22 protein-coding genes, 3 pseudogenes and 1 riboswitch are annotated in these 25,360 nt (G+C 70.9%); of the genes and pseudogenes, 10 read left to right on the forward strand and 15 right to left on the reverse strand.

Translation table 11 applies throughout. The features are described 5' to 3' along the window. Positions 1 to 293 precede the first annotated feature (293 nt). From PV410_RS32170 to PV410_RS32180, 3 genes are all read right to left on the reverse strand, one after another. The gene (locus PV410_RS32170; protein WP_500329278.1) at positions 294 to 4,481 is read right to left on the reverse strand and encodes a carboxypeptidase regulatory-like domain-containing protein; all 4,188 of its coding nucleotides are present in this window, start codon (positions 4,479 to 4,481) and stop codon (positions 294 to 296) included. Positions 4,482 to 4,949: 468 nt separating this feature from the next. Continuing rightward, positions 4,950 to 5,396: a phage tail tube protein gene (locus PV410_RS32175; RefSeq protein ID WP_500329279.1), complete on the reverse strand. Its 447-nt coding sequence runs from the start codon at positions 5,394 to 5,396 to the stop codon at positions 4,950 to 4,952. A 401-nt stretch (positions 5,397 to 5,797) separates the two neighbouring features. Next, positions 5,798 to 6,250 carry an STAS domain-containing protein gene (locus PV410_RS32180; RefSeq protein WP_500329280.1) on the reverse strand — a complete coding sequence of 151 codons (453 nt, stop codon included), beginning with the start codon at positions 6,248 to 6,250 and terminating at the stop codon, positions 5,798 to 5,800. Positions 6,251 to 6,347: 97 nt separating this feature from the next. Here PV410_RS32180 and PV410_RS32185 point away from each other — a divergent pair, with 97 nt between their 5' ends. After that, positions 6,348 to 6,659, forward strand: a complete 312-nt coding sequence (locus tag PV410_RS32185; RefSeq protein WP_499516336.1) for a helix-turn-helix transcriptional regulator — start codon at positions 6,348 to 6,350, stop codon at positions 6,657 to 6,659. Positions 6,660 to 7,305: 646 nt separating this feature from the next. Here the strand turns inward: PV410_RS32185 and PV410_RS32190 are convergent. From PV410_RS32190 to PV410_RS32200, 3 genes are all read right to left on the reverse strand, one after another. After that, a complete protein-coding gene (locus tag PV410_RS32190) occupies positions 7,306 to 7,701 on the reverse strand; it encodes a DUF2267 domain-containing protein (RefSeq protein ID WP_500329281.1) in 396 nt (131 codons plus the stop codon). Positions 7,702 to 7,810: 109 nt separating this feature from the next. Then, positions 7,811 to 8,200 (reverse strand): DUF2267 domain-containing protein, encoded by a 390-nt coding sequence (locus PV410_RS32195; RefSeq protein ID WP_500329282.1) that lies wholly within the window; start codon positions 8,198 to 8,200, stop codon positions 7,811 to 7,813. Positions 8,201 to 8,308: 108 nt separating this feature from the next. Further along, positions 8,309 to 8,743: an Hsp20/alpha crystallin family protein gene (locus PV410_RS32200; RefSeq protein ID WP_499516341.1), complete on the reverse strand. Its 435-nt coding sequence runs from the start codon at positions 8,741 to 8,743 to the stop codon at positions 8,309 to 8,311. 130 nt (positions 8,744 to 8,873) lie between these two features. On the opposite strand from PV410_RS32200, the gene PV410_RS32205 reads away from it, so the two are divergent. Further along, complete coding sequence (locus PV410_RS32205; RefSeq protein WP_500329283.1) at positions 8,874 to 9,551, forward strand: HSP18 transcriptional regulator; 678 nt, start codon at positions 8,874 to 8,876, stop codon at positions 9,549 to 9,551. A 396-nt stretch (positions 9,552 to 9,947) separates the two neighbouring features. Next, positions 9,948 to 10,526 carry a cysteine hydrolase family protein gene (locus PV410_RS32210; protein ID WP_500329284.1) on the forward strand — a complete coding sequence of 193 codons (579 nt, stop codon included), beginning with the start codon at positions 9,948 to 9,950 and terminating at the stop codon, positions 10,524 to 10,526. Between the two features lie 64 nt (positions 10,527 to 10,590). On the opposite strand, the gene PV410_RS32215 is transcribed toward PV410_RS32210, so the two are convergent. Beyond that, positions 10,591 to 10,782 (reverse strand): hypothetical protein, encoded by a 192-nt coding sequence (locus tag PV410_RS32215; protein ID WP_500329317.1) that lies wholly within the window; start codon positions 10,780 to 10,782, stop codon positions 10,591 to 10,593. Here PV410_RS32215 and PV410_RS32220 point away from each other — a divergent pair. Both PV410_RS32220 and PV410_RS32225 read left to right on the forward strand, forming a co-directional pair. Then, positions 10,780 to 11,049, forward strand: a pseudogene (locus tag PV410_RS32220) (SDR family oxidoreductase); the annotation flags it as partial. The gene PV410_RS32215 and the pseudogene PV410_RS32220 overlap by 3 nt on opposite strands. A 108-nt stretch (positions 11,050 to 11,157) precedes the next feature. Then, a pseudogene (locus PV410_RS32225) lies at positions 11,158 to 11,905 on the forward strand (glutamate--cysteine ligase); the annotation flags it as partial. Positions 11,906 to 12,066: 161 nt separating this feature from the next. Here PV410_RS32225 and PV410_RS32230 read toward each other — a convergent pair. After that, positions 12,067 to 12,417: a DUF6233 domain-containing protein gene (locus PV410_RS32230; protein ID WP_500329285.1), complete on the reverse strand. Its 351-nt coding sequence runs from the start codon at positions 12,415 to 12,417 to the stop codon at positions 12,067 to 12,069. A 636-nt stretch (positions 12,418 to 13,053) separates the two neighbouring features. Here PV410_RS32230 and PV410_RS32235 point away from each other — a divergent pair. Together PV410_RS32235 and PV410_RS32240 are read left to right on the forward strand one after the other, a co-directional pair. Next, positions 13,054 to 13,257, forward strand: coding sequence for a hypothetical protein (locus tag PV410_RS32235; RefSeq protein ID WP_499516345.1), 204 nt, complete (start codon positions 13,054 to 13,056; stop codon positions 13,255 to 13,257). A 723-nt stretch (positions 13,258 to 13,980) separates the two neighbouring features. Next, entirely contained in the window at positions 13,981 to 14,175 is a 195-nt protein-coding gene (locus tag PV410_RS32240; RefSeq protein WP_500329286.1) for a hypothetical protein, read from the forward strand. 383 nt (positions 14,176 to 14,558) lie between these two features. On the opposite strand, the gene PV410_RS32245 is transcribed toward PV410_RS32240, so the two are convergent. The 4 genes and pseudogenes from PV410_RS32245 to PV410_RS32260 form a co-directional block, all read right to left on the reverse strand. Then, a complete protein-coding gene (locus tag PV410_RS32245; protein WP_500329287.1) occupies positions 14,559 to 15,791 on the reverse strand; it encodes a CaiB/BaiF CoA transferase family protein in 1,233 nt (410 codons plus the stop codon). Positions 15,792 to 15,796: 5 nt separating this feature from the next. Then, positions 15,797 to 17,023 (reverse strand): acyl-CoA dehydrogenase family protein, encoded by a 1,227-nt coding sequence (locus PV410_RS32250; RefSeq protein WP_500329288.1) that lies wholly within the window; start codon positions 17,021 to 17,023, stop codon positions 15,797 to 15,799. A gap of 386 nt (positions 17,024 to 17,409) precedes the next feature. After that, positions 17,410 to 18,069 (reverse strand): annotated as a pseudogene (locus PV410_RS32255) (nucleotidyl transferase AbiEii/AbiGii toxin family protein). Further along, positions 18,066 to 18,413, reverse strand: a complete 348-nt coding sequence (locus tag PV410_RS32260) for a transcriptional regulator (RefSeq protein ID WP_500329289.1) — start codon at positions 18,411 to 18,413, stop codon at positions 18,066 to 18,068. Before PV410_RS32260 ends, PV410_RS32255 begins: the two are co-directional and overlap by 4 nt. A 177-nt stretch (positions 18,414 to 18,590) precedes the next feature. Then, positions 18,591 to 18,684: riboswitch (TPP riboswitch) on the forward strand. Here PV410_RS32260 and PV410_RS32265 point away from each other — a divergent pair. From PV410_RS32265 to thiE, 3 genes are all read left to right on the forward strand, one after another. After that, positions 18,675 to 20,081 (forward strand): purine-cytosine permease family protein, encoded by a 1,407-nt coding sequence (locus tag PV410_RS32265; protein WP_500329290.1) that lies wholly within the window; start codon positions 18,675 to 18,677, stop codon positions 20,079 to 20,081. It overlaps the preceding riboswitch by 10 nt. A 71-nt stretch (positions 20,082 to 20,152) precedes the next feature. Next, complete coding sequence (gene thiM / locus PV410_RS32270; protein WP_500329291.1) at positions 20,153 to 20,962, forward strand: hydroxyethylthiazole kinase; 810 nt, start codon at positions 20,153 to 20,155, stop codon at positions 20,960 to 20,962. Continuing rightward, a complete protein-coding gene (gene thiE, locus PV410_RS32275) occupies positions 20,959 to 21,648 on the forward strand; it encodes a thiamine phosphate synthase (RefSeq protein WP_500329292.1) in 690 nt (229 codons plus the stop codon). The genes thiM and thiE overlap by 4 nt, the downstream gene beginning before the upstream one ends. A gap of 35 nt (positions 21,649 to 21,683) precedes the next feature. On the opposite strand, the gene PV410_RS32280 is transcribed toward thiE, so the two are convergent. The 3 genes from PV410_RS32280 to PV410_RS32290 all read right to left on the reverse strand — a co-directional run bounded on the left by PV410_RS32280 (position 21,684) and on the right by PV410_RS32290 (position 24,786). Then, positions 21,684 to 22,082 (reverse strand): VOC family protein, encoded by a 399-nt coding sequence (locus tag PV410_RS32280; protein ID WP_500329293.1) that lies wholly within the window; start codon positions 22,080 to 22,082, stop codon positions 21,684 to 21,686. A 665-nt stretch (positions 22,083 to 22,747) separates the two neighbouring features. Further along, entirely contained in the window at positions 22,748 to 23,311 is a 564-nt protein-coding gene (locus PV410_RS32285; protein WP_500329294.1) for a TetR/AcrR family transcriptional regulator, read from the reverse strand. Continuing rightward, on the reverse strand, positions 23,308 to 24,786 hold the full coding sequence (locus PV410_RS32290) for an MFS transporter (RefSeq protein WP_500329295.1): 1,479 nt from the start codon (positions 24,784 to 24,786) through the stop codon (positions 23,308 to 23,310). Before PV410_RS32290 ends, PV410_RS32285 begins: the two co-directional genes overlap by 4 nt. Positions 24,787 to 25,360: the final 574 nt, after the last annotated feature.

The raw sequence follows: 25,360 nt of genomic DNA on the forward strand, positions 1-25,360 counted from the left end.
AGAGCCCGGTTCCCGCGAGGCATCCGTGGATGAGGCGGAGTCTTCGCTGGATGCTGTGCAGGCCGCAGCGGACGGATCTCACGAAGTGGCCCCGAGCGCCACCGCGGTGGCTTTGCCCGGGGCCGGGGCCCTTCACCGAGCCGGCCACCGCTGCATCGTCACGGTGGCGAGCATTCGCACTCGCTCCTGAGCCGCTTGACCCTACGGTGTGAGACCCCACCCTGCGCATATCCCATGGCCACGGATATGCGCAGGGGCCGCCCGACGTCATCCACGACAACCCAACGGAAAGGTCAGTAACGCCTGGTCAGAACCACGTCGGTGGTGACGGCGTCACGACCGCGCGGTCGCACCGTGCGTTCGGCCGTCCGGTAGCCATCGGCACTCACGGTGAGGGAAACGGTCGGTCCGGCGTCCGGGAGCCACAGCTGGTACGAGCCGTCGACCGCGGTGCTGAGCGTGTGCGCGCCCGCCCCGGTCCCGACGCGGACCGTGGCTCCGGCCAGCGGGGTGCTGCCGCCATGTCGCTCGGCGCCGCTGACGGTGCCGGTCAGGTGCGTCCACCCCGGCGGCGCCACCACGGTCATGGTGACCGGCACGGTGACGGAGGCGTACGGCCCGTCGCTGTCGATGACCAGCCGCGCCTGGTGCACGCCCGCGTCGGCCGGACCCATGTCCCGGGCGTCGACGGTGACGGTGAGCTCCGCCGTCCTGCCCGCGCCGACGGATGAGGAGCCCGCCTTCGCCGCCAGCCACGTCACGTCCCCGTGGGGTGCCTCGTAACCGGGCAGTTCGAGGGCGGAGGTCTGCATCACCCTGTCGGCGCTCTGGCCGCCGAGGACCGACCAGCCGGGCGCTCCGGCCGCCGCGTACAGCGGCTGCGGCAGGTTCGGCAGCGCGCTCCACGTGTCCGCGGCCGGATCGTAGGCGTAGGCCTCGTTGGTCACCGCGGCGGCCCCGACCAGCACACCGCCGGCGGCCATGAGCCGGCCCGCGCCGCTCGCCGTCGCGGCACCCCAGAAGTCCACCGGGGGGTCGGCGATCGGCGTCCAGCGGCCCGCGGCCGGGTCCAGGGCGTAGCCCACGGCCGTGGCGTGGGCAGGCTGCCCGTCGCCCTGGTGGACACCGCCCGCGCAGTACAGCGTCCCGTCGACGGTTCCGCAGCTCTGCCAGGAGGTCGGCACAGGGTAGGCCGGTCCCGTGGACCACGTGTCGCCGGCCGGGTCGTAGACCTGGACGTCGCGTGTGCCGCAGGAGATGCCGGTGCAGCCGCCGATCACGTAGAGCCGGTCGCCGACCGCCGCCGCGGCCGAATTGCCGTACGCCTTGGGCGCGTCGGCGATCCGCGACCATGTGTCGCTCGCCGGGTCGTAGACCTCGCCCCCGGCGATCGGCGTGCCCGCGCGGTTCTTGCCGCCGACGACGTACAGCTTGCCCCGGACGAACCCGTAGGCCGCGCCGCTGCGCTTGGTGACGGCCGGGGCGAGGTCCTTCCAGGTCGCCGTGGCCGGGTCGTAGGAGCGCAGGGCGGTAGTCCACTGACCGTCGGGGGTCTGGCCGAGACCGGTGTAGAGGACGCCGTCGTACGCGGCCGCGATCCCCCCGGTCATGGGCTGCGGGAGGTCCGCGAGCGGCTGCCACGCCTGCCCGGCGGTCGCCCCGGCGGTCCGGCCCGCCGCCGTGGTGTCCGTCGTGGCGGTGGCCGCGACGTCGAGCGGATCGGGTCTGGCGGCCCTCCGCTCCCTGGGGGCGCCGGACACGCGCGCCGGGGTTCCCGCGACGGCCTGCTCGCCGACGGCGAGAGAGGCCGGGGCGCCGCCGGTGTTGCGCACCTTCACCGTGACGGTCTTCTTCCCGCCCCAGGGAACGGTGACGCCCACCGCACCGGGGGTGGCCTTCAGCCGGGACGGGCGCAGCGCGAGGTCCGCGGCGGTGACCGTGTCGGCCTTGACCGTCGCCGCCGACGTCCCGGCCGGATAGCCGAAGGCGGGCAGGGCGGCGGTGAACTCCTGGCGGCCGGTACGGGAGGAGAAGGCCCAGTACAGCCCGTCGCCCACGGCCGGGTCGTCCGGCGTGGCGATGCTGTGGCCGCTGGCCTCGGGGGCCTTCGCGGCGGAGACGGTCGCGCCGACCACTCCGGCACCGGTGTTGGCGTCCGTCACCCGGCCCGTCAGCAGCCCACCGGGCACGGTGACCAGCGAGCGGGTGCCGACGGCGACGTTGTCCAGCTGCCAGATGCCGGTCAGGGAGCCGGCGAAGTGGAAGCGCAGCCGCACCGAGGACTTGCCGGCGTAGGCGGTGAGCGGAACGACCTGGTGGGAGGGGCCCTCCACGACGTCCGTGTGGTGCCAGAGGTTGTCCCAGTGGTCCCCGCCGTCGGTGCTCACGTCGATGTCGGCCGTGGGGTCGTTGAAGCGCCACAGACTGGGCAGCGCGGTGTCGAACTCCAGCGCCGGCCGGGTCTGCGCCGAGAGGTCGTAGTCAGGGCTGATCAGTTCGGTGTCGACCTCGCCCCAGCCGAGGGCGTAGTCGTCGACCTGGGCGAAGCCGCCGTCACCACCGGTCTGGTTGCCGCGGGTCAGCGGGTCGTCGAAGCCCCAGCCGCCGGCGGCGGTGTGGTTGACGATGCTCCACCCGGCAGGCTTCGCGGCGGTGTCGAAGGACTGGAAACCGCCGCCGTGGTAGTCGACGGCGTAGCCGGGCGGGAGGGTGCCGGAGCCGACCAGCGGGAGCGTCAGGTCGGCCGTCTTCGGGGACGATCCGAGCACGACCTTCGTCTCGGCCGGGCGGTAGCCGGGGTAGAGGCCGGTGGCGCGCAGCGTGTACGTCTTGCCGCGCTCGAGGCGGACGGAGTAGCGGCCCGTCCTGGGGTCGGTGTGGACGGTGCCGGGCACGCCGTCGACGGTCAGCCGGGCGTAGAGGCCCCAGCCGTGTCCGCCGCCGTCCCGGACCGTCCCGGAGACCGTGGTGGTCGGCACGGCCGCGAGCGCGGCGTTCCTGGTCAGCTCCGTGCCGTCGGCGAGGGTGACCTTGCCCAGGTCCTTCACGGAGTAGCCGAAGGCGTTGACCGTCAGCGTGTACGAGCCGGTGGGCGCCGCCAGCGACCACCTTCCGTCCGCGCCGGTGACCGCCGCATGCGCGCCCAGCCGCACCGTCGCGCCGGACAGCGCCTTGCCGGTGGCCTTGTCGGTGACCTTGCCGGTCACGGTGCCGTGCGGGCCGGGGCGGAAGGCGCCGACGCCGTTCGGCGTGCCCAGTCCCGTGGGTCCGTCGTAGCCGGGGCCGGCGGTGCAGCTGTTCGCAGGCTCGCATGGGGACGTGGTGTCCGGGTCGCAGGGTGCGTCGTCGGAGCAGTGGCCGTTGCTGCCGGTGGTCACGTCGTTGAGCGCACCGAGCGCGCGGTACGGGTACCCGGCCGGGTAGGTACCCTCGACGGGCGTCCCGGCCAGCGCGTACAGACCGGCGATGATCGGGGCGGAGGCGCTGGTGCCGCCGTAGACGCCCCATCCGCCGCCGGAGTAGGTGTTGTAGACCGCCACGCCGGTGTCGGGGTCGGCGACCGCGCTGACGTCCGTCACCGACCGCTTGTCGCAGCCGGTGCCGGTCTGGAACGCCGGCTTGGGCTGGTAGCCGGAGCACCCCGAGCCGGTGCCGCTCCACACCGTCTCCGTCCAGCCGCGCGCACCGGTGTCGCTCCTGCTGAGCGAGGTGCCGCCGACGGACGTCACGTAGGGGGAGGAGGCCGGGTAGCTCAGCCCGTGGCCGTAGTCGCCGGAGGCGAACACCACGGCGGTGCCGGGGTGGTCGAAGTACGCCGCGTCCAGGGCGGCGAGGTCGGGGCCGTCGTAGTAGGCGCCGTAGGAGTTGGAGACGTAGCGGGCGCCCAGCGCCACCGCGGTGTTGACGGCGGTGCCCAGGTCGTCCGTGGCGGAGCTGTCGGCCTCGACGAGGAGGATGTGCGCCTTCGGCGCGACGGCCGAGACCATGTCCAGGTCCAGGGATATCTCGCCGGCCCAGCCGTCGTTGGGCTGCGGGTAGTCGGTGCCGCCGCGCTGGTCGACCTTGCGGAAGCAGCCGTTGTCCGCCGTGCACGGCGGCAGCCCGTACTGGGTCCGGTAGGCGGCGAGGTCCTGCTCGGCCATCGGGTTGTCGTAGGCCGCCACGACCGCGATGGTCGCCCCGGCGCCGCCGTCCGCGGGCAGGTCGTACGCCGAGCGCAGGTCGGCCGGGCTGAATCCCTCGGGAGTGGCGGACCGTGCGGTGCGACCGCTGTCGGTGTCCGCTCGGCGCACCGCGAAGCAACCGAAGTGCCCGGGCTGCGGGGCGCCGCACAGCGACTCCGCCGCCGGCCCGGCGTCATCGGCGACGGCCGGGCTCTGCTGGGGCAGTTGGACCGCCAGGGCGGCCAGCAGCAGGGCCGCGGCCCCGCCGACGGCACGTTGCCACGGGGATCCCGTTGGCCGGGCGGGGGCACCCCTCAAGTACCGGGAGAGGGGGCGCGAAGGACGGGGAACGAGCACGGGGCGACTCCGGCAGTGGTCCGATAACGTTGTCGGGCACATGACGCGCTGCCCGAAGAAAGATCGCGCGCCCTCGACAACCAGGTCAATGGATGGAGTTGGCGACTTGGCGCCGCGTGTCGTATTCACGACTTCTCGGCCACCGCTCCACCGCGGCGGGTGCACCTCACCATCGGGCGGCCGGTCCGGTCGCCCGGCCGCCGCGTGCGAGGGGCCGAGCGGTCATCCCGTCGACCCTGTTCACAACCTGGCAACGCCTGAGCCCTGTTGTGCAGGGCGTCCGCGCCGTTGCCGTCTGCGCTTGGCAAGGGCCTCATCGCGACCTGTGGCCCTCGAACCGGCCGCGGGAGTGGGATGTGGTCCCGCCGGGCTCGTCCGGTCTCATGTTGAGCTGGGCGCGGCCGTCTCCGGCGTCGGCGGTCCACAGGTTCAGGGACGGCACGCGGTGGAACTCGCCGTTGGCGAGATGCTGCTGCAGCACCCCGGGGGAGACCACTTCCGCCAGGCCGGAGTATCAGACGGCGCCCGGCGGGTACGTGATGACTCCGTCGCCGTTGTCATTCCCGAAGGGGGCCGCCGGGACCATCTCTTACGCGCTCTCGACGCCATGACGTCACCCTTGCGCAGGATGACGACGAAGCCCTCCTCGCCCTTCTTGAGCAGGGTCTCGATGGTGTCGTCGGCCTTGTCCTCGCCGGGGATCGACGTGGTCAGCGTGGAGCCCAGGTCGGGGGTGTCGATCGGGGAGTTGCCGAGCGACCAGTCGGCGATGTCGGTGATCGCGCCGGACAGGTCGACCGGTGGTGATCTCCTGGCGGGTCGGGATGTTGGTCGCCGCGGTGATGTCCGCCAGGAAGTAGATCTTGGTGACGCCACGGCGCATGAACCGCTGCTGGGTGGTACCCAAGGGGGGTGCTCACTCTCCGGGGACCCCAGCCCCCGGCGTACGGAGGCCCGTCCCCAACAGGTCGCAAGACTGCGACCGGAGGGTCAGTCCGTACCGTTTGGCCGGACGTCCATGCAGGGGCCTCCGCGGTGAGGTGCGATCAGACGTCAGCTGTTCGGTGTCGACACCGTCAGGACGAATCGCTGCACGTAAGTGCAGGTGGAGCTCACGACACGTCCTTTCCTCACGGTCAACGTCGTCGGACACGATCAGTGATCGGCAGGTGACATGGGGTCTCCAACCGACGGGCTGGTTACCTTCGAGCTTGGCAACCGGCGCCCCTGGACACCAGCTTCCGCCGGCGTCCGCTACGCACCCGTGCGCACCGGTGTCAGCGGCCGCGGGTGAGCAGTGCCCGGGTCTCGGTCAAGTCGAGGACGCGGGCGACGGGCGGGCTCATGACCTTGATCGTCAGGATGCCGCCGCCGCGGCCGTCGAAGGTCCTGGCCTCCAGCAGCGCGTTGAGGCCCGAGCAGTCGAAGAAGGTGACCCCGGACAAGTCCAGCTCGAGGCCTTCGGGGTGGGCGCGCATGGCCGCGATGAGGCAGCGTTCCAGGTCCGCTGCGCAACCGGCGTCCACTTCCCCGGTGATCACCGCCACCGCACCGTCCGTTCCGCGCGCTGCGAGGCTCAGTGTGGCCCGGTCGGCGAAGCTCCGCGTGCCTCCGGGAGGCAGATAGGTGGGCAGCGCCCAGGGGTCGGGGGCGGTGCCGTCGTCTTCGTGGGTGTGGTCCGGCCGCGACATCGTGGGCTCCCGCTGCTCCACCAGGGGACTTCCTGCCACCTGTGATGATGCTCGGACCGGCAACGTACGTCAAACAAATCATGAAATATTTTTCGTGGGTTGATAATCAGGAAACGGGGAGCGCATGATGGGGCGCATGGACGGACGCGCACAGGACCAGGACCAGCCGAGGTGGACCTTCCTCACCAGTCACGCGCGGGTCCTGATCATGATCGCCCGCGACCCCGGCATCAGGCTCCGTGACGTGGCTTCCGCCTGCGGCCTTACGGAGCGGACGGTGCAGGGCGTGGTCTCCGACCTCGAAGAGGGCGGATACCTGGTCCGGTCGCGCGAGGGCCGGCGCAACCGCTACGAGATTGTCCCTGGCGCCATGTTCCGCCATCCGGCCGAGTCCGATCACGAGATCGCCGGCCTCTTGGCGCTGATCACCGAACCCCCGGCGCCGTGACGGCCGGCCGTGTTGTCGGTGCCGGGTGGGGCACTGGCGTACGGAAGCCCGTCATCGCAAGGCTACGAACCACAGGGTCAGCCCGTACCGTGTAGCCGGACGTCCGAGCAGGGCCCCCGCGGTGAGGTGCGATCACGCGTCCGCTGTTCGATGGCAGCTACCCGTCACCTTTGAGGTGGATGCATGCATCTGCACCGCAGTCGAGTGGTCAGCACCGCCTGGTTGGGAGCTTTCCTGGGCGCGCTTCGCGGGCCAACCGTTCTCGCGGGTGTTCCTCGGGATGATCGCCGGGCAAGGGAGGGCTCGCGGCGGCGCGTCCTCCCCTGGTGGTTACTGTGGACGGGGCGCGAGCCGGCTGCCGCGCTGGGCGGTAGCGGCCCGCCGCTCCCTGACATGTCCACCTGTGCTGGAAGCAGTACCGACGTACTGAGACGCTGGCCGAGTTCTTGCTCGGCTCGCTCCCGCAAGCTGTTTCGTAGGCCTTCAGCGCGGAATGCTCGACTCGGCGTAGGTACTGTGTCCGTTGCTTTGCGATGCCCCTTGTCCGTAAGCGGCTCCTGGCGCTCTTTCACCCGTGCGCAACGAGCTCAGTCCGAGTGGGTTCCGAAGGGGTGAATTGCTGGGCGAGAGCCGACCGCGGCCACCGCTATGCGGTCGGCGCCAGTTCGGCCCGGCCGAAAAGCAAGGCGTACCCGGTTGGCAGTTGTGCGAGAACGCGGTTGATGAGGTCGTTCCCGGTCAGGCGACTGAGAATCGCGAAAACGGTCCCGGCGTCCCAGCGTGCGGTGGCGGGCGTGCCGCCGGTGCGGGTGGCCAGGTCGCTGACGAAGTCGAAGCCGGTGAGCGGTTCGGTGCGGGGGAGCTGGGCGGTGAGCTCGAGCGCGGCCTCGACCGGAAGCCGGGCGGCCAGGGCGACGCGTTCTTCGCCGATCAGCTGCCGACCGAGTCCGGCCAGCACATCACGGACGGCCTGCTCGGCCCGTTCGCGGGTTGGGTAGGCACCCTCGTAGCGTACGTGCTCGACCATCGCGTCGAACGTCATCGCCGGTGTACGGAGGTCCGCTGGGGGCTGCGGGGACATCGGTGTGCCTTTCATCTTCTTGTTGTGGTGTGGGGCGGGGGCAGCGTGTCCCGCCCCACGGTCGTGAGGGTCAGGCCGGCTCGAGGTGACCGAACAGCAGGTCGTAGCCCGGGGGCAGCTGAAGCAAGAGCCGGCGCAGGAGGTCCTGTCCGGCCTCCTCGGCGGCCACGCTGAGGACGGCGCCGACGTCCCAGCGTGCGGTCTGTTCGGTGGCGCCTTCGATCCAGGCGGCGGTGGCCCGCACGAACCGCTCGGCGTCCAGCGGCTCGGCGGCCTGCAGCGGATTGAGCAGGATGAGTGCGTAGGTCTCCGGCAGTCGGGCGGCGAGTTCCGCACGCTCCTCGCCGACCACGTGTGCGCCCAGGAGGGCCAGCACGACGCGTGCGGCCTGGTCCGCCTCCTGTGGTGTGGAGTATTCGCCGCGTTCCTGCACGCGTGCGAGGAACGCATCCGGTCGCATGGCCACGGTAATCCCCTTGAGTTACGCGGAGGACGGAACCGAGGAGGGAGGGAAACGGTTAGCCGTCCTCCGCCGCCTGCGTGTGCCGGGTGGTGCCCGGCTCAGGGCTCAGCCGCTGATCTGCTTGCGGTCGCCGGTGGACGTGATGGCGATCTTGCGGGGCTTGGCCCGCTCCGCGATCGGGATGCGCAGGGTCAGAACGCCGGCGTCGTATTCGGCCTCGATGTGGTCGGCGTCCAGGGTGTCGGCGAGCATGAGCTGCCGGGAGAAGACGCCGAGGGGCCGTTCGGACAGTTCCATCTGCACGTCGTCGGCCTTGGCGACGGGACGGCGTTCGGCTTTGACCGTGAGCATGTTGCGTTCGACGTCGATGTCGATCGCTTCCGGCGATACGCCGGGAAGGTCGAGGGCGATCACGTAGTGGTCGCCTTCGCGGTAGGCGTCCATCGGCATCGTCGAGGGCCTCGTCCATGTGCCGGACGTCCCCAGGAGCTGCTGGGTCAGACGGTCCAGCTCACGGAACGGATCGGTGCGCATCAACATCGTGAAACACCTCCAAGCGTTCGGGCAGTGGCTGCCAATGCGCTTCACCTGCTTTCACTTGTACCATGTCGTCCAAGCGATGACAAACGTCAAGTCGTCGAGGCGATGACACGAAGGGAGACACTGCCTCATGGATGCCACCGAGCCCGCTGCGTCGACGGCTGCCGGCGAGGATGGAGCCGTGCCACTCCTGGCCGCCGCAATTGCTCTGGCAGCCATCGACGACGCTCTGCGTACGGCCCGCGCCGCGGATACGACGCCGGCAGCCATCTCAGGTGACGACACAGAACAGGCGCTGGCCTCGCTCACGCTGCTGCGAGAGGTGCGCGAGCAGCTCGCCGGCTGGGAGAGGGGCCTGATTGAGACCGCCCGCGCCGCCGGCACCAGCTGGGCCGAGCTGGCAGGCCCTCTCGGGGTCGCCAGTCGCCAGGCTGCCGAACGCCGCTACCTGCGGCTGCAGCCGGGAGCGGCAGGCAGTACCGGGGAGGAGCGGGTGAAGGCCACCCGCGACCGCCGTGCCGCCGACCGCACCGTCACAGCCTGGGCACGAGACAACGCCGCAGACCTGCGCCGCCTGGCCGCTCTCATCACCGGGCTCTCCGACCTTCCCCCCGCGGCCCGCTCCGCCATCGCCGCCATCGACAGGGCCCTCGCCCACAACGATGCGGCCCGATTGATGACCCCCCTTGCGGCCGCCCGCATCCATCTGCAGCCGGGGCATCCGGAGGTAGCTGCGCGCGTGGACGCTCTCATTCGGCACGCCGACCAGCTGCGCCAGGACAGCAACGACCAGCGACGCGACGCTTGACCCAGCGGAAGCGACCGCAGCGGGTTGGCGTCCACCGGGCAGGCCCGAACGGTGGAACGGCGGTCGATGCGAACCGGGCGGCGCGGCGCGCCGCCTGTCACCAAAGATCAGGTCCGCCGCCCCGCAGCCCGCCGCAGCAAGACGAGAATGTCCCTGGGCCCATGGGCCAGGGTGAGGATGCGCTCATCCAGCCGGACCCGGCGCCCGCCGCATTCCGAAGGCGGGATACACGATCACTCGGCATTCCACCCCTCCTCCGGGCTGCGACGCAGTCTTGATGGCCGCATCCTGGAAGAACGACCCTGTCCGGAGTTTTCTGCACCTCCCCCGCGTACGAGCCCAGCACGCCGCCGGGGAGTGATCGCCTGACACGGCAACCATCGAGGTCCGCAACGAATGCACGACAAGGAAACGACCGCGCTCGTCGTGATCGACATGATCAATACGTATGAGCACGAGGACGCCGAACTGTTGCTGCCATCTGTGCGAGAGGCGCTTCCGGGCGTACGGAGGCTGATCTCACGCGCTCGCGCCATCGGTGTGGACGTCATCTACGTCAACGACAATTACGGACGCTGGCGCTCCCATCACGACGAAATCCTCGACATGGCACTCGCTGGCCCTCACGCCGACCTGGTCGAACCGGTCAAGCCCGACGCCGACTCGCTGTTCGTCGTCAAAGCCCGGCATTCGATCTTCTTCCAGACCCCGCTGGAGTACCTCCTGGACCGGCGGAACGTCGGCCATCTCGTGCTGTGCGGGCAGGTCACCGAGCAGTGCGTGCTGTATTCGGCACTCGACGCGCACGTCCGGCACCTGCCGACGACCGTCGCGAGTGACGCCGTCGCCCACATCCATCGCGACCTGGCCGACGCGGCACTGCGCATGATGGAGCGCAACATGGGCACCCACCTCTGCCCGGCGGACGAAGTCCCGCTGGGCGTCGAGGCCGGGACACCGCTCCCGCCACCATGACCGGTCCGGTCCGCCAACAAGGCCATGTGCTTCACGAACGCGAGGCCCTCTGGCGATCGGACGCTCAGCAGGAAAGTGCCTCATCGCAAATGCCGCCATGGCTGGTAAGCCGCTCATTGTGGTGGAGCAGAACAGCAGTGGCGGGTGCTAGCGCCAGGGAACCCACCACTTGGACGAACACCTCGCCGATCTGCTTCAGGCACTCGCTCGTCGCGTGAATCTGTGCGTCGTTCCCAGCCGCGATCTTCCACGCCAAGGGCGAATCGTCAACTTCACCCAGGGACTGGCCCAGATGGTCGCCTCCCAGGGGATCCGCGTCAACGCGGTGGCCCCAGGGCCGGTGTGGACCCCCCTGATCCCGGCGACCCTCCCGGACACCACCGAGTTCGGGAAGCAGTCCCCGCTGGGCCGCCCCGCCCAGCCCGCCGAGATGGCCCCGGCGTACGTCTTCCTCGCCTCCCAGCGCGCGAGTTACATCACCGCGGAGGTCGTCAACGCCACGGGCGGCACGCCGCTGCCCTGAGGAGCGGCATGTGCCGCCACCGACCGGGAAGACGCGGGATCAACAACGCCTCTTTCGCTTGAGGAGACGACATGCTGATGGCTTTGCCTGAGGCAGGGACGGCATGGGGGGTTGACCGCTGACGAGCAGCTGACCTGCGGTTGCCATGTCCACGTATCGGTGGGCTCCGACGAGGAGGGCGTGGCCGTTCTGGACCGGATCCGCCCCTGGCTGCCGCCGGCACTGAGCGCCAATTCGCCCTTTTGGCAGGGGCAGGACAGTGGCTACGCCAGTTACCGAAGCCGTGTATGGGGCAGACGGCCGTCGGCCGCTCCCGTGGAGCCCTTCGGGTCCGCCGCTCGCTACCACGCCCTGGTGCGCACCATGGTGGCCACTGGGGCGCTCCGGGACGAAGGCATGATCTACTCCGACGCCAGGCTGTCCCGTACCTACCCGACGGTGGAGATCAGAATCGCCGACGTCTGCCTGGACGCCTCCACTACGGGGCTTCTCGCGCACTGATCCGTTCGCTCGTCGACACCGCCGCCCGCGACTGGCGGAACGGCACCCCCGTCGCCGGCCACCCCGTCGGCTTCCTGCGGCTGGCTGGCAGGCCGCACGCTCCGGCCTGACCGGAAAGCTCGTGCACCCTCTCACCATGGAGCCGGTGCCGGCCGAAGAGGCGTTGCGGGCGCTGCTCGACCACGTCCACGACTCACTGGACGACAACGGAGACCTGCCCACAGCCCGCGACGCGCTCACCGCGTTACTCAGGGCAGGAAACGGCGCGATGGCCCAGCGCGAACTGCTGGAGCGCAACGGCAGCCTCAAAGACGTCGTCGCCGCGTGCGTCCAGCGCACCCACGCATGGCGGTAGGACCAGATGTGCGGTCCGCAAGTGGAAGGCCGTCAGGGTGTGCGAGCGCCCTGAAGGCCACTGCCGGCCGTCGCGCCCTCACGGGCGTGGCAGGCGCCGCTCTCTCCAGCACTGGGCCGCCCCGGCTGTCCTTCGGAACGGCGGGGGGCGCTTTCGTGTCTTCAGGCGCTGGCTGCGGTGCGCGCGGGGTGGCAGCGGGGGCAGGCCTCGACGTCGGGCATGCCGAGGGCGATCTCCACCTCGCGGGGGCTGAGCCAGCCGCCGACCGCGTCCGGGCAGTCGCCGCGGTGGATCACACCGTGGAGGGACCCGCCCTTGGGTATGTGCTGGAGGCGCCAGCCGATCCCGCCCTTGGCGTGCGACTTCTCCTGCTTCGGTGGCGTAGCAGCGGCAGCGGGTCGAGGCTCCCTCTCCTCGACCTCGCGGATCTTCGCGTCGACCGCGTCGATCTGCAACTGCAGGTACAACCGGATTACCCGCAGCCGCTCAGCATCAGGCGGCAAGTCGCTCACACGTTCGACTGTACGGCTGGCCAGCGTGTCGAGCCAGCGGGATCAGCTCTCGGTGGCCGTCTCGTCGACGAACGAACCATGCCCGGGGCGGTCATGATGAGGTCTTCCCGCAGGGCCGCGGTCAGGTTCTCCGCACAGTGCCGCGGCTCACGCCGGACTCGGACCCCCAGCCGCACCTGACCACGTACCCCCCCCAGGCAGTCCGTACATGCCGCCCAGTACCGATACCCGCAGCCGAGGGGCGGAGGCCGGAACGGCCCCGTCCGGCACCTGCGCCCGCTCCCAGTGGTACACCGGCCCTGCCCATGCGGAACGGAGTCAGCCCTCGGGGCGGGGTCGCTTTTCGCCTGCCTGGCCATGCAAGTGGTCCACGCGGCTGGCCGGATGGGCTCGAAGACGCGGTCCCCGTCGCTTCCTTCCGGGGCTTTCGGAGGGGCCGCTCCGTCACCTGGTCGATGGGTCCAGCGTGCTGCCCGCCGCCGCAGCCAACACGCTCGGTGCCCGCTTGTCGCACGCCTCGGCGCGGCACACGACCAAGATGCCGCCGGGTCCGGAGTCGGTTTCTACGCGGCGGGAGACGCCGTCGGTCAACACGTCCAGCATGCACCCGCGTTCCGCGCGAGACACGCTGGACACATGCCTGCCAAGGAGCCGTCCGTCATCGTCCTTCCGCCCGTGGACGGCCGCCGAGTAACGATCAACGGGGTCTACTTCGGAACTGCCCGCGACATGACAGAACTGGAGCAGTTCCTTTGGCTTGCCGGCTTCGATCCCGCCTGGTTCGACATCGCCGACCCCGACGTCATCGAGTGGCGCGGCGGCGGCCCCGACGTGTGGTGACGGGCCCGCCCGGCCTTAATCGGCCCCGTAGGGCCTGATCCGGCCGGACGGACAAGTTCAGACTACGACGGCAGTCGGCGCCTGCCACAAGCGCCGGCACTCTGCTCTCCGCACCGTTCGCGCACAACCGCAGGCGCATGTGGCGCCCGCGGGCACCGGTCCGTGCCGTGTGCCCGCGAGTGCTGCAGTGTCTGCAGCATCAGGTGCAGGCCTGGACGCACTCGCTGTGGGCTGGTGGGAGCGCCAGTGGCGGCGCTGATGGCGGGGGAGCGGCACAGCCCAGCCGGCGCCACTCCTTCGAGTGGCCACCGCCCCGGCCCCGCCGCCCAGTACGAACCGTTGACACGCTTTGAGCACTGTCGAAAACGACCTCTTTCCACCGCCCGATTACGACGCCGTCGACATCGTCCTCACCGGCCCCGTCGACCAGGTCGCCCCCGTTCGCGCCCGGATTCAGGCCCGCGCGACCGACGGAAGCAGCATGCTGCTCGACCTGCCCGAGGACGGCCTCGTCCGCTGCCGCATGCGGATCACAGCCTCCCGGAGCTGTAGATGTTCCCGCCTAGGAGGTTTCGGCGACGTGTGCGAGGTAAGGCGATCTGCCGGCGCCGCCCGCTTCGCCCCCCGACCGGGCGGCGCCCCGAAGGGCTCCCCCTCTCGGTGGTCAGCGCCTTGCAGACCGGGGCCTGCTCCATTCAGGCCCCGGTCGGCGAGGAGGACGTGATGGACGAGAAAACCCGCGTGAATCTCCCCGGAAAGAGGGTCCCGGTCAGCGGCATCTACGAATGCACCTGCGGCCAGGGCCATCGCTTCACCAGCACAGACGTGGAGGGCCACACCTTCCCTCCTGTCCCGAAGGACTGCTCCGGCATCGGCTGGAATCTACTGATCCCTGCCCATGCGGAGCGCAGCCCCTAGGCCCCCAGCAGCTCGCCCAGTTACGTGGTGAGTACCGGGCGGGCGCCGTACGCGGCCCCGCCGACGTACCTCCCCTGTCCGCGGCGGGGCCGCTCTACTACGCGGGAGCTTGGGTCGGGGCAGGCGCCAGGCGCCTGCGCCCCGCCAGCTTCACGCCCTCACGCCAGAGCTCCGTCTGCTTCCGGAGCAGGAGTCAGACAAAGGATTGCCGCCTGGAGCGTACCCACCACGGCTTGTAGCAGCGACGGCTGCGCTCTTGGCGAGCGTCGCCCTCTCCGTCCATGCCTGCACCAGGTACCGGGCGCCGTTGCGGTAGATCACGTGGACCAGTTGGTGCTCGGTGCCGAGCCCGAGGGATCGGGGCCCGTACGCTGATGCCCCGCTCACCGCGGCGCCTTCGTTTCCGTCCCGCCGGGGATCGCTCCCTGGGCGCGCAGTTCGGCGATCTCGGCGGGGCCGAATCCCAGCTCGGTGAGGATCTCGTCGGTGTGCTCGCCCAGGTCCGGCGCACGTTTCGCCGGCACCTTCGGCACTCCTCGCAGGTTGACCGGGCTGCTGATGGTTTCCGTGAGCCCGGTGACTCCTTCCAGCGGCACCACGATGTCGTTCGCGCGCAGTTGCGGGTCCTGCGCGGCCTCCTCAGGGGTCTGGATGAGGCTGTGGGTGACGCGTTCTCGTCCCAGGGCGTCCTTCCAGTGGGCGAAGGGCCGCGCGCGGAACTCGGCGTCGAGCAGTTCGCTGAGCGCGGCGGCGTTCTCGAGGACACCCTCGACGTCGGCGAAACGCGGGTCCTCGAGCAGCTCGGGGCGCCCGATGGCCCGCGTCAGTCCCGGCCAGTGCGGGGGAGACGCCACCAGCATGAACCACTCGCCGTCCGCGGTCCGGTAGGGGTTGACCAGCGGATTCGCCGGCGCCTTCCGGTCGTGCAGCTCGAAGGACGTGCCGCCGGCGAGTGCGCCGGCCACCAGGGTTCCCGTGGCCCAGACGCCCGTGGCGAGCAGCGACGTCCCGACACTGGCCCCTTGTCCCGTTCGCTCACGGCGGTACAGGGCGGTCACGATCGCCGCGTAGACGGCGATCGCCGACATGTAGTCGCCGCTGCCCCAGACCGGCACCGTCGGCGGTGCTCCCGCGTCCCGGGTGGAGGCCAGCAGCCCGCTGCGCGACCAGGCGGCGGTCAGGTCGAAGCCCGGCTGCCCGGCGTCGGGGCCGGTGTCACCGAAGCCTGTGATGTCGGCGTAGACGACCCGCGGGTTCCAGCCCGCGACCTCGTCGTAGCCGAGGTGCAGTCTCTCGCGGGTGCCGTGCGGGAAGTTGGTGATCACCACATCGGCCCACTCGACGAGGCGCTTGAGGATCCCGGTGGCCGCCGGGGACTTCAGGTCGATCACCATGCCACGCTTGTTGCGGTTGGCGAGGTGCCAGCTGTAGTTGGCCCGTGCCTGGGGACTGGGCGGTACGGAGCCCAGCCGCCGCTGGGGATCGCCGTTCCCCGGCGGCTCGATCTTGATGACGTCGGCTCCGAAGTCGGAGAGCATGGTGGCCGCGGCCGGTGCCGCGATGAAGCTCGATGCGTCGAGGACCTTCAGCCCGGTGAACACGGATTCGGTGGTCAACTTGGTCACCTCACGAAAGCGCTCAGGCCGTCGGTCACGGCACGCCCGACGATGAGGGTCTGGATCTCGCGCGTGCCCTCGTACGAGTAGATGGCCTCGGCGTCGGCGACGAACCGGCCGATCTTGTAGTCGAGGATGATGCCGTTGCCGGCCAGCAGTTCGCGCGCCCATCCCACGGTCTCCCGCATCCGCACGGTGCAGTAGGCCTTCGCCAGCGAGGACTGCTCGTCCCGGTACACCCCGGCGTCCTGCAGCTGGGCCAGCCGCGTCACCATCCCGCACGACGCCGTGGCATTGCCGAGCATCTTCACCAGCAGGTCCTGCATCAGCTGGAAGCCTCCGATGGGCCGGCCGAACTGCTCCCGCTGCTTGGCGTACTCCAGGGCGATCTCGTAAGCGCCGAACATGATGCCCACCGCCTGCCACGCCACCCCACTGCGGGTCCGGCGCAGGATCTCCGCTGTGTCCTTGAACGAGTTCGCGTTCTGCAGCCGGTTGGTCTCCGGAACCCGGCAGCCGTCGAGCACGATGTCGGCGTTCTGCACGATCCGCAGCGCCATCTTGTTCTCGATCTTCGTCGCGGTGAACCCGGGCGTGTCCTTCTCCACGACGAAGCCCAGCACGTGACGGGTCTCGACGTCGCGGGCCCAGATGACGACCAGGTCGGCGAACGTCGCGTTGCCGATCCACCGCTTCGCGCCGTCGAGGATCCATCCGTCGCCGTCGCGGCGGGCGGTCGTCTGCAGCCCGCCGGCGACGTCGGAGCCGCCGTGCGGCTCGGTCAACCCGAAGGCGCCGATCTTCTCGAAGCGGCTCATCGCCGGCAGCCACCTCCGCTGCTGTTCCTCGGAGCCGCAGGCGAGGATGGTGCCCATGGCCAGACCCGTGTGCACGCCGAAGAACGTCGCCACCGACGCGTCGGCATGGGCGAGCTCCAAGGCCATGAGACCCGCGAAGAGGTTGCTCGGCCTGGATCCCGTCGATTCCGGGTCGGCCCAGTCCACCAGCCCGAGCCTCCCGAAGCCTTCGACCAACTGGAAGGGGAATTCGGCCCGGGCCCAGTAGTCGTCGACGATCGGGGCGACCTGCGTGCGGAGGAACTCGCGGACGGACTCGACCTTCTCCCGTTCCCGGTCCGACAGCAGTTCCTCGTAGGCGTAGAAGTCTGCGGGCAGCAACCCTTTGCCCAGGTAGGGACCGGACGGTGCCGGCAAGGTCGTGGTGCCGCTCATGGCAATCTCCCTCAAGCGCTGTGAGGCCTGGCCCGGAGATCCGCGCCCGCCGGCGCTCCCAGCCCCCGGCTTTTCGGATCCGAGCGCGATTAAACGCGGATCCGGAGCGGCGCCCCCGGACCCGCGCCGCCCAGCGTGGTGGTGTCGCCGCGGACCACCCGAGTGGCCCGTCGCCGACGGTGCGAGAGAGGCGGGCGGGGCAGGATGCGGGAACTGCCGGAACGTCATGCCGGCGGCGGTGCGCCGGCGCCGCTGCGTGACGCTTCGGCGCAGCGCCAGCAGGGCCAAGCCCTGCGGACCGCACGTGCGGCTGGTCCACGGCTGCCGGTGCCTCCACGGGCGAAGCGTCCGGTTTCCGCGACCGAGCCTGCCGTCGCTGAGGGCGGTCAGGCGTTGAGCGGCTGGTCGTGGAGACGGGCGGTGAGATCGTCTGCCCATCCCTGGGTTGCGCAATTCGCCGATCGCGGGCTCGGTGAGACCGTAGGCGGCGAATTCGGTGTCGTCGATCCAGTCCGCGCCGTCCAGGCGGGCCAGCAGGTCCTCCAGGTCGAAGGCGTCGCGGGCGTGGCGGCGGCCGAGCGCTTCGAGCTCGATCGAGGACCACAGGTGGGCCGCGGCTCGGACGTCGATGAGGTCCCGGACGATCCCGCGGTCGGCCAGTGCGCGGACCTTGGTACCCACCACGTCTTCGAGGGACAGGACCGGTCCGTGGTCGGTGATCACGGCGGGGCGGGTGAGGACTTCCTTGAGGATGTCGAGCTCGCATTCCTCACCGCTGTCCGGGTCGGTCACGGTGGGACGTGCGGCCAGCGGTCCGCTTCCACGACGTGCACCTGCCAGCCGCGGTCGCGAAGCCCGGCGGTGACGGTCGCGGCGATCTGGTCCATCGGGTCGTTGTTGTCCGTGGCGACGTCGAGGTCCTGGCTGAGCCGTTGGACCAGGCCGTGCGCCTGCACCGCGTAGCCACCCGTGAGGACCAGGGGATACGGACTGCCGATGCTGAGGACGTCCGCCAGCAGCCGGCGGTGCAGTGGATCGAGGTTCACGCTGCTCGAGGCGCCCGAGTGGGGAGTTCGCTGAAGGCGGCTTCCCAGACGTCGCGGATGTCGCGGCTGATCAGCGTGCGAAGCACGGGCCAGAGCTTGATGAGAAGGTCCCGGTCGAGGTAGCGGACCAAGTCGTCGTGGAGGCCCTCGGCCAGGACGGTCCGGTAACAACTCATACGCAGCCGCGGCTGGTCCAGATCGAACTCCGTCAGGCCCGACCAGGCCAGGTGCAGCGGCAGGGCGACCGTCCCGTGCGCGGGTCCCCGCAGAGCGGACAGTTCCGCGGGCAGCCGCCTGCAGAACCGCTCGCGGCGCAGCTCTGTGGTGCTGGACGTCGATGCCATGCCCCGATTATTTCCCAGCCCGCGGTACCGGGGCCACAAACCCGCCGATCCGTGGCGGGCGCCGTCGCCGTGACCGTCACGCCCCTCCAGGCGCCGGGTGAACGCTCGCGAACGGGTCCCTGCGGGAGGGCGCCCCGCAGGCGCACCGGGCGTCGCCGTCGGGTTAGTCTGTCCCCCGTACCGGACACGGGGTGCCCCGCCGAGGGCTGAGATCACACCCGTCGAACCTGAACCAGTTCGTACTGGCGGAGGGATGTCTCCATGCCATTGGCGCATGTTTCCGGCGGTCTGCCCGCCGACAGCCGACAGACCGTCTTCGACGGCCGCATGCCGGCGGCCGCCGGCGACCTGCGGATCGAAGCACACGGCATACGACCGGTCCCCGAGGGCAACCGCTACGGCGGACCGGGGCGGCTGTTCACCGTGTGGTTCGCCCCCAACCTCACCATGACCGGCGTGTTCACCGGCACCATCGGCATCGTCCTCGGCCTGGACTTCGCCACCGCGCTCACCGCCGTGGTGCTCGGCACCGTGATCGGCGCGATACCCACCGCCTACCTGGGCACCTGGGGGAGCCGGACCGGTGCGGGGCAGCTGCCGCTGGCCCGGCTGGCCTTCGGCCGGGCCGTCGCGCTACCCGGCATCCTGCAGTGGCTGTCCTCGGTCGCCTGGGACGCGCTGATCGGGCTCTTCGGCGGGGACGCGCTGGCGCGGCTGTGCGGCCTGCCCTTCTGGCTCGGGGTCCTCATCATGATGCTCGGGCAGGGCGCTCTCGGCGTCCTGGGCTACGAGGCCATCCACCGGCTCCAGATCGTCATGACCTTCGTGCTCGCCGTCGCCTTCGCCCTGATCGCCTGGAAGCTGCTCGACGGCGTCCACCCCGCGGTCACCGGCTCCGCCCACGGCGCCGACCGGGGCGGGGCGTTCGTCCTGACCAGCACCATCGCGCTGAGCCTGTCCCTGTCCTGGGCCCCGTACGCCAGCGACTTCAGCCGCTACCTGCCACGGAGCACCTCGCGCTCGCGCATGTTCTGGTTCACCCTGGCGGGCCTGGTGGTGTCCTTCGTGGCCGTCCAGGTCCTGGGGTTGTGGGGCGCGTCCGTCCTGACCGACCAGACCGCCGCAGGTGTGGCCGATCTGCTGGGCGGTGGGCCGCTGGGGGCGTTCGGGCTGCTCGCCGTGGCCCTGGCCGCCCTGTGCAGCAACGCCATGAACGACTACAGCGGATCCCTGGCCCTGCAGACCGTCGGCGTCCGCGTTCCCCGCCCGGCGGCGGCCGCTTTCGCCGCCGTGCTCGGCTTCCCCCTGGTGCTGTGGATGCACGCCGCCGACACCACCGCCCGCTTCCAGAACGTGCTGCTGTTCGTCGGCTACTGGATCCCCGGATTCGTGGCGATCGTCATCGTCGACTGGCTGGTCCGGGCACGGGAACGGGCGGGCGCGGAGATCGACCTCGCCGCCGAGACCGACCGGCCGCAGCCCGGCCTGCCCGCCGTGGTCGCGTTCGTGGCCGCCTTCGCCGCGGCCGTGCCGTTCATGGACACCACGCTGTACGTCGGCCCGGTGGCGGACGCCCTGCACGGCGCGGACCTGTCGTACTACGTGGCCTTCCTCGTGGCCCTCGCGGTGTACACCCCGCTGCGTCTGCGTCAGCGCTCGCGGCCCTGAACCGCCACGTCCCGAACCGCCGACCATCGCAGGCGCCCGCACACGTCCGTCCCCCCAAGGAGCGACACCGCATGCCCCCGACGTCCGCCGACCACACCGCCTTCGCCGCGGAGGCGCTCACGCGCCTACGGGCCCACTCCCCGCTGGTCCAGTGCCTGACCAACTCGGTGGTGACGGGGTTCACCGCCAACGTCCTGCTGGCGCTGGGCGCCTCGCCCGCCATGGTCGACATCCCGGGGGAGGCCGGACCGTTCGCCCAGGTCGCCTCCGGGGTCCTGGTCAACCTCGGCACCCCGCACGCCGAGCAGCGCTCCGCCATGGTCGAGGCCGCGCATGCGGCCGCCCCGGCCGGCACCCCGTGGGTGCTCGACCCGGTGGCGGTCGGCGCGCTGCCCGTGCGCACCGCGCTGGCGCACCAGCTCCTCGAGCTGCGGCCGACGGTGATACGGGGCAACGCCTCGGAGATCATCGCGCTGGCGGGAGCGGGCGATGGCGGCCGCGGAGTGGATTCCTCCGACGGCGTCGAGGCGGCGGAGGAGACGGCACAGCGCCTGGCCGGCGCGACCGGCGGCGTGGTCGCCGTGTCCGGCCCCGTTGACTTCATCACCGACGGGGTGCGTACGGCCCGCATCGCCAACGGTGACGCGCTGCTCACCCGGGTGACGGGCGGGGGATGCGCGCTGGGTGCCGTGATGGCCGCCTACGCGGCGGTGGACGAGGACCCGTTCGCCTCGACGGTGGCGGCCGTCACCGCCTACACGATCGCCGCCGAACTGGCCGCGAAGAAGGCTTCCGGTCCCGGCAGTTTCGCCGTCGAGTTCCTGGACGCGCTCGCCGCGCTGCGGGAGTCCGACATCGCCGAGCGGGCGGCCGTGTCGTGACGGGGACGCCGGTCGACCTGTCGGTCTACCTGGTCACGGACGCGGCCCAGTGCACGGCCCGGGGCCGCAGCGTGGCCGAGACCGTCGCCCAGGCGGTGGCGGGCGGCGTCACCGCGGTGCAGATCCGCGAGAAGCACGCCGACGGCGGTGCCTTCCTGCGCACGGTCACGGAGGTGGCCGCGGTCCTCCCGGGGCGCGTGGCGTTGATCGTCAACGACCGGGTGGATGTGTTCCTGGCCGCCCGAGCCGGGGGCATACGCGTGTCGGGCGTCCACATCGGGCAGTCGGACCTGCCTCCGGGTGCCGTCCGCGAACTGATCGGACCGCACGCAATCCTGGGCCTCAGCGCCGCCACCCCCGAGGAACTGCGCGCCGCTGCCCAGGATCCGGCAGGCGTCCACCACGTCGGCATCGGCGCGCTGCACGCGACCCGGACCAAGGCGGACGCCCCGCCTTCGCTCGGCCTTGACGGCTTCGCCCGTCTCGCCCGGCTCAGCGCACTGCCCGCCGTGGCCATCGGCGGTGTGAACCCTGCCGACCTCCCGCGACTGCGGGAGGCCGGGGCAGCGGGCGCGGCCGTCGTGTCCGGCATCTGCGCCGCCGAGGACCCCGGTGCCGCGGCTCGCGCGTACGCCCTCGCCTGGGGTCGTGTGCCGACCCGGAGCCGGGAGATGAACCCCGCCTGACGGTGCGTGTTGCGCGGGGCCGTCGATCGCTCGGCTCAGTAGTCCTGCGGTGCCAAGGTGCGCAGGACGTCGAACTCGTTGCCCTCGGGGTCTGCCATGACCACCCAGTTCCGGTCCGGGCCCTGGCCCACGTCCACCGTGACGGCGCCGAGACCGAGCAATCTGGTCACCTCGTCCTTGGTGCTGCCGTCGATCGGGCTGACGTCGAGGTGAAGCCGGTTCTTGACGGTCTTGCCCTCGGGCACGCGGATGAACACCAGGGTGGGCGGCATCTGGCGGGCCCGGACATCCTCGACGGTCGGCACCCATGAGCCGATCTCGACCTTGCCCTCGCTCCGGTCGATCACCTTGAAGTCCAGGACCTCGCACCAGAAGGCCGCGAGCCTGTCCGGATCGTGGCAGTCAACGGTCAACTCGGTGAACCTGCTTGTCATGCTTCTCCCAGATAGTGCGGACGGGGCTCAGCGTAGGTCGCCCGCCCGACGGATCCGAGAACTTTTTGCCCAGGGGCAACAGACGGGCTTGATCCGGAGGGAACTCCTTAGCGTCGGCCGGCGGTCCGCCTTCGGCGTTCCCGCAGACTCACCGCCCAGGCGGCCAGGATCAGGACGAGGCCTGAACCCGCGACGATCCGGACGGCTGGGGTGCCGAACCTCTGCCACGACGCGGAGACGGCACCCGCCGCTCCGGCGACCAGAAGCAGCATCGGCAGCCGGCGCCGCCAGGTTGGCAACGTGTCCGTACGCCAGACGGAACAGAGCTCATCCAGGCAGCGGCGAGCACGACGCACCAAGCGAAGCCGCTCATCAGAACTCCATGAACCGCAGGCACCCGATCTCAGTCAGTTCGATCGGCGAGACGATCTTGCTCCCCGCAGGAGGGCGAAGGCAAGGACTCACCGCCGGGAGATCGCGGAGCGGTTCGTACCGGCGGCGGGGTCGGCGAAGTGGAGCGGCCGAAGTTGCGCCGGCCGGGCTCGAGGCTCTCGTACGGCATCTGGTGGTGTACGACGTGGCGCCGGCGGATGAGGGCGAGGTCACGGGACGGGACGGCCTGCCGGACTCCTGGCAGGGCTCGCCCGGCGTCCCACGGACCGCCGTCAGACGTCCAGGCCCCCCAGGGCCGCACGGACCAGGGGTACCAGATCGTCCAGGTCGGCGGCCGCGAGCTCGTCGAGCGTTCCCGCGCCGCGGGCCAGCAGCACCCCGATGAAGGCGGCGGCCGCCACCTCGGCCCGCAGTTGGGGCCGGTCCAGCCCGTCGCGGATGAACCGCTCGCGCAGCGGGTCGACCACACGTAGGTACAACTGGGCGCGGGCGGCGTCCTGCACGGCGTCGTCGTCGTGGGCGTGCACGGCCGCGCGGAACACGGGGCCGGTGCCGCGCTGGTCCCCGCGGTCGAACAGTGCGCGCAGACGCTCGGGTGCGAGCAGGTCCGGTGGGGTCGCGTCGCCCAGTTCGGCGCGCAGCACCGCGGTGTACAGGCCGCTCTTGTTGTTGAAGTACCGGGCGATCAGCGCCGGGTCGACGCCCGCCCGCTCCCCGATGTCGCGGATGGTGGTGCGGTCGAAGCCCCGCTCGCTGAAGAGCTCGCTCGCCGCCTGGAACAGCCTTTCGCGGCTGCGAGTGGAGTCGCGCTTGCGCGAGGGTGTGTCCTCGTTCACCGTGTCGCCTCCTGCCGCGCCGATTCCCCACCGTGCGTCACGGCGTCCGTGCCCGGTGCGGGAGCCGTGATCGCGGCGCGCCGGTGCCGCGGCGGCAGGACGGCGGTGAACAGGATCATGGCGACCCACACCCCGCAGGCCAGGAGCGCGGCCGTCCGGTAGCCGTCACCCGTGGGCAGCGCGTTGCCGGCGGCGGTGTGGGCCTGCAGGATCGTGGCGCTCAGCACGCTTCCGGTGGAGTAGCCGACGTAGCGCAGCACCTGGTTGAAGCTCATCGCACTGCCCGTCTCGTGTGCGGGTACGGAACCCACGATCATGCCGGGCATGACGGCGAACATCCAGCCGACCCCGAAGCCGGCCACCGTCATGATGACGAACAGCTCCCACAGCTGACCGCGGGCCAGGGCGAAGGCCAGCACGGCGGCCAGGGAGACCGCGCCCCCGAGCGACAGCACCAGTGCGGTGGGAGCCCGCCGGGCCAGCAGCGGCACCACCCGGCCGGCGGCCATGCTGGCGAGGGAGAAGGGCAGCAGCACCAGCCCGGTGACGGCCACCGAGGCGCCGAACCCGTAACCGGCCTCGCGCGGCGTCTGCACGAACCGGGTGACCAGCGACAGCAGCAGGTACATCCCGAGGCCGGCCACCAGCGCGGTCACGTTCGCGGTGAGTACCGTGCGGTCCTTGGTCAGCCGCAGGTCGACCAGCGGCCGGGCCGTCCGCAGCTCGTGCACGACCCACAGTGCGAGCAGCAGGAAGCTGCCCACGATCAGGGCGAGCAGCCGCGCGGAGTCCCACCCCCAGAGCTCGGCCTCGCTCAGGGCGAGCAGCAGTCCCGCGAGTCCGGTGCCGAGCAGCACCGCGCCCGGCACGTCCAGCCGCGGGGCGGCGCGGCGCGGGGACGGCGGCAGGACCACGGCGGCCGCCACCAGGGCGGCGGCGCTGACCGCCGCCCCGAACCAGAATCCGGCGTACAGCCCGTAGGACTGCGCGATCAACCCGGTGACCGGGTACCCCAGACCGACGCCGGCGACGGTGGTGATCGACAGCAGGGCCACCGCGGGGCGGGACCGCTCCGGCGGCAGGGCGTCGCGGGCGGTGGCGATCGCCAGCGGGGTGAGGCCCAGCCCGAGGCCCTGCAGCGCGCGCCCGGTCACCAGACAGCCGATGCCCAGCGGCAGCGCCGCCAGGACACAGCCGGTGAGCACCGCGACCAGGGCCCCGAGGATCACCGGGCGTCGGCGTGGACCGTCCCCCAGCCGTCCCATCACCGGAGTGACGACAGCGCCCACGAGCAGCGTGACGGTCAGCGACCACTGGGCGTCGTTCAGGGAGACGTGCTCCTCGGCGGCGATGGTCGGCACCAGTGGGGCGCCGAGGCTGCTGACCACGGCGACCAGCATGCCGAGCGAGACCAGTACGGGAACCAGCGCTCGCTGCCGCGCGGACCGGGGCTCCGCCATAGCGGGATTCTCCACGGCTCTCCTTGATGTCATCAGGCGATGTCTTCAGCTGAAGTCATCGCCTGATGACATTATTCCCGACACCTCCCCGGCGGGGTTGGGGCGGGCCGCGTCTCTTGCGGTGCAAGACGCCGATGCGTGCTGCAGCCGATCTGCGACAAAGTCGTCCATCAGGAATGCGGTGCGGCCTGAGATTCCCCCGGATCGTCCCATGCAACCTGATGACGGGTCAGTAAAGGGGATTGGTGGAAGCCGCCGTCCGAGATGTGGTGCGCAATTGCGTCGGACGCCGGGAAGGTGGCATTGGGGCGTGCCGCAAGCGGGCTCCGCGGATACGGCGGGTCACGTCAGGACATATCCGGCGGACGAACCTATCGCGCGCCGAGTTGTCAGCGAATGGGCTGCCGACCAGCGCAAATGCCGTCCGGGAACCTTGATCCATTCTCCGGGGTGCTGGCGTCTTTCCGTCGCGTGTCGTATTCACGCCCTCGATACGTGCAGTGACCACTCACGAGTAACAGAAGCCCAGCGTTCACTCAGCGAACACACTACAACACCAATTCCCCTCCAAAACGCCCAACAATCACCG

This window comes from Streptomyces sp. PA03-5A (assembly GCF_033792725.1).
Lineage (GTDB): Bacteria > Actinomycetota > Actinomycetes > Streptomycetales > Streptomycetaceae > Actinacidiphila.

What these genes read in the sequence shown, in the direction of transcription:
- PV410_RS32185 (WP_499516336.1), top strand. Translation starts at nt 6,348, where the DNA reads ATGGACGGACGCGCACAGGACCAGGACCAGCCGAGGTGGACCTTCCTC.
- PV410_RS32190 (WP_500329281.1), bottom strand. Translation starts at nt 7,701, where the DNA reads ATGACGTTCGACGCGATGGTCGAGCACGTACGCTACGAGGGTGCCTAC.
- PV410_RS32195 (WP_500329282.1), bottom strand. Translation starts at nt 8,200, where the DNA reads ATGCGACCGGATGCGTTCCTCGCACGCGTGCAGGAACGCGGCGAATAC.
- PV410_RS32200 (WP_499516341.1), bottom strand. Translation starts at nt 8,743, where the DNA reads ATGTTGATGCGCACCGATCCGTTCCGTGAGCTGGACCGTCTGACCCAG.
- PV410_RS32205 (WP_500329283.1), top strand. Translation starts at nt 8,874, where the DNA reads ATGGATGCCACCGAGCCCGCTGCGTCGACGGCTGCCGGCGAGGATGGA.
- PV410_RS32210 (WP_500329284.1), top strand. Translation starts at nt 9,948, where the DNA reads ATGCACGACAAGGAAACGACCGCGCTCGTCGTGATCGACATGATCAAT.
- PV410_RS32235 (WP_499516345.1), top strand. Translation starts at nt 13,054, where the DNA reads ATGCCTGCCAAGGAGCCGTCCGTCATCGTCCTTCCGCCCGTGGACGGC.
- PV410_RS32240 (WP_500329286.1), top strand. Translation starts at nt 13,981, where the DNA reads ATGGACGAGAAAACCCGCGTGAATCTCCCCGGAAAGAGGGTCCCGGTC.
- PV410_RS32250 (WP_500329288.1), bottom strand. Translation starts at nt 17,023, where the DNA reads ATGAGCGGCACCACGACCTTGCCGGCACCGTCCGGTCCCTACCTGGGC.
- PV410_RS32260 (WP_500329289.1), bottom strand. Translation starts at nt 18,413, where the DNA reads ATGGCATCGACGTCCAGCACCACAGAGCTGCGCCGCGAGCGGTTCTGC.
- PV410_RS32265 (WP_500329290.1), top strand. Translation starts at nt 18,675, where the DNA reads ATGCCATTGGCGCATGTTTCCGGCGGTCTGCCCGCCGACAGCCGACAG.
- thiM (WP_500329291.1), top strand. Translation starts at nt 20,153, where the DNA reads ATGCCCCCGACGTCCGCCGACCACACCGCCTTCGCCGCGGAGGCGCTC.
- PV410_RS32280 (WP_500329293.1), bottom strand. Translation starts at nt 22,082, where the DNA reads ATGACAAGCAGGTTCACCGAGTTGACCGTTGACTGCCACGATCCGGAC.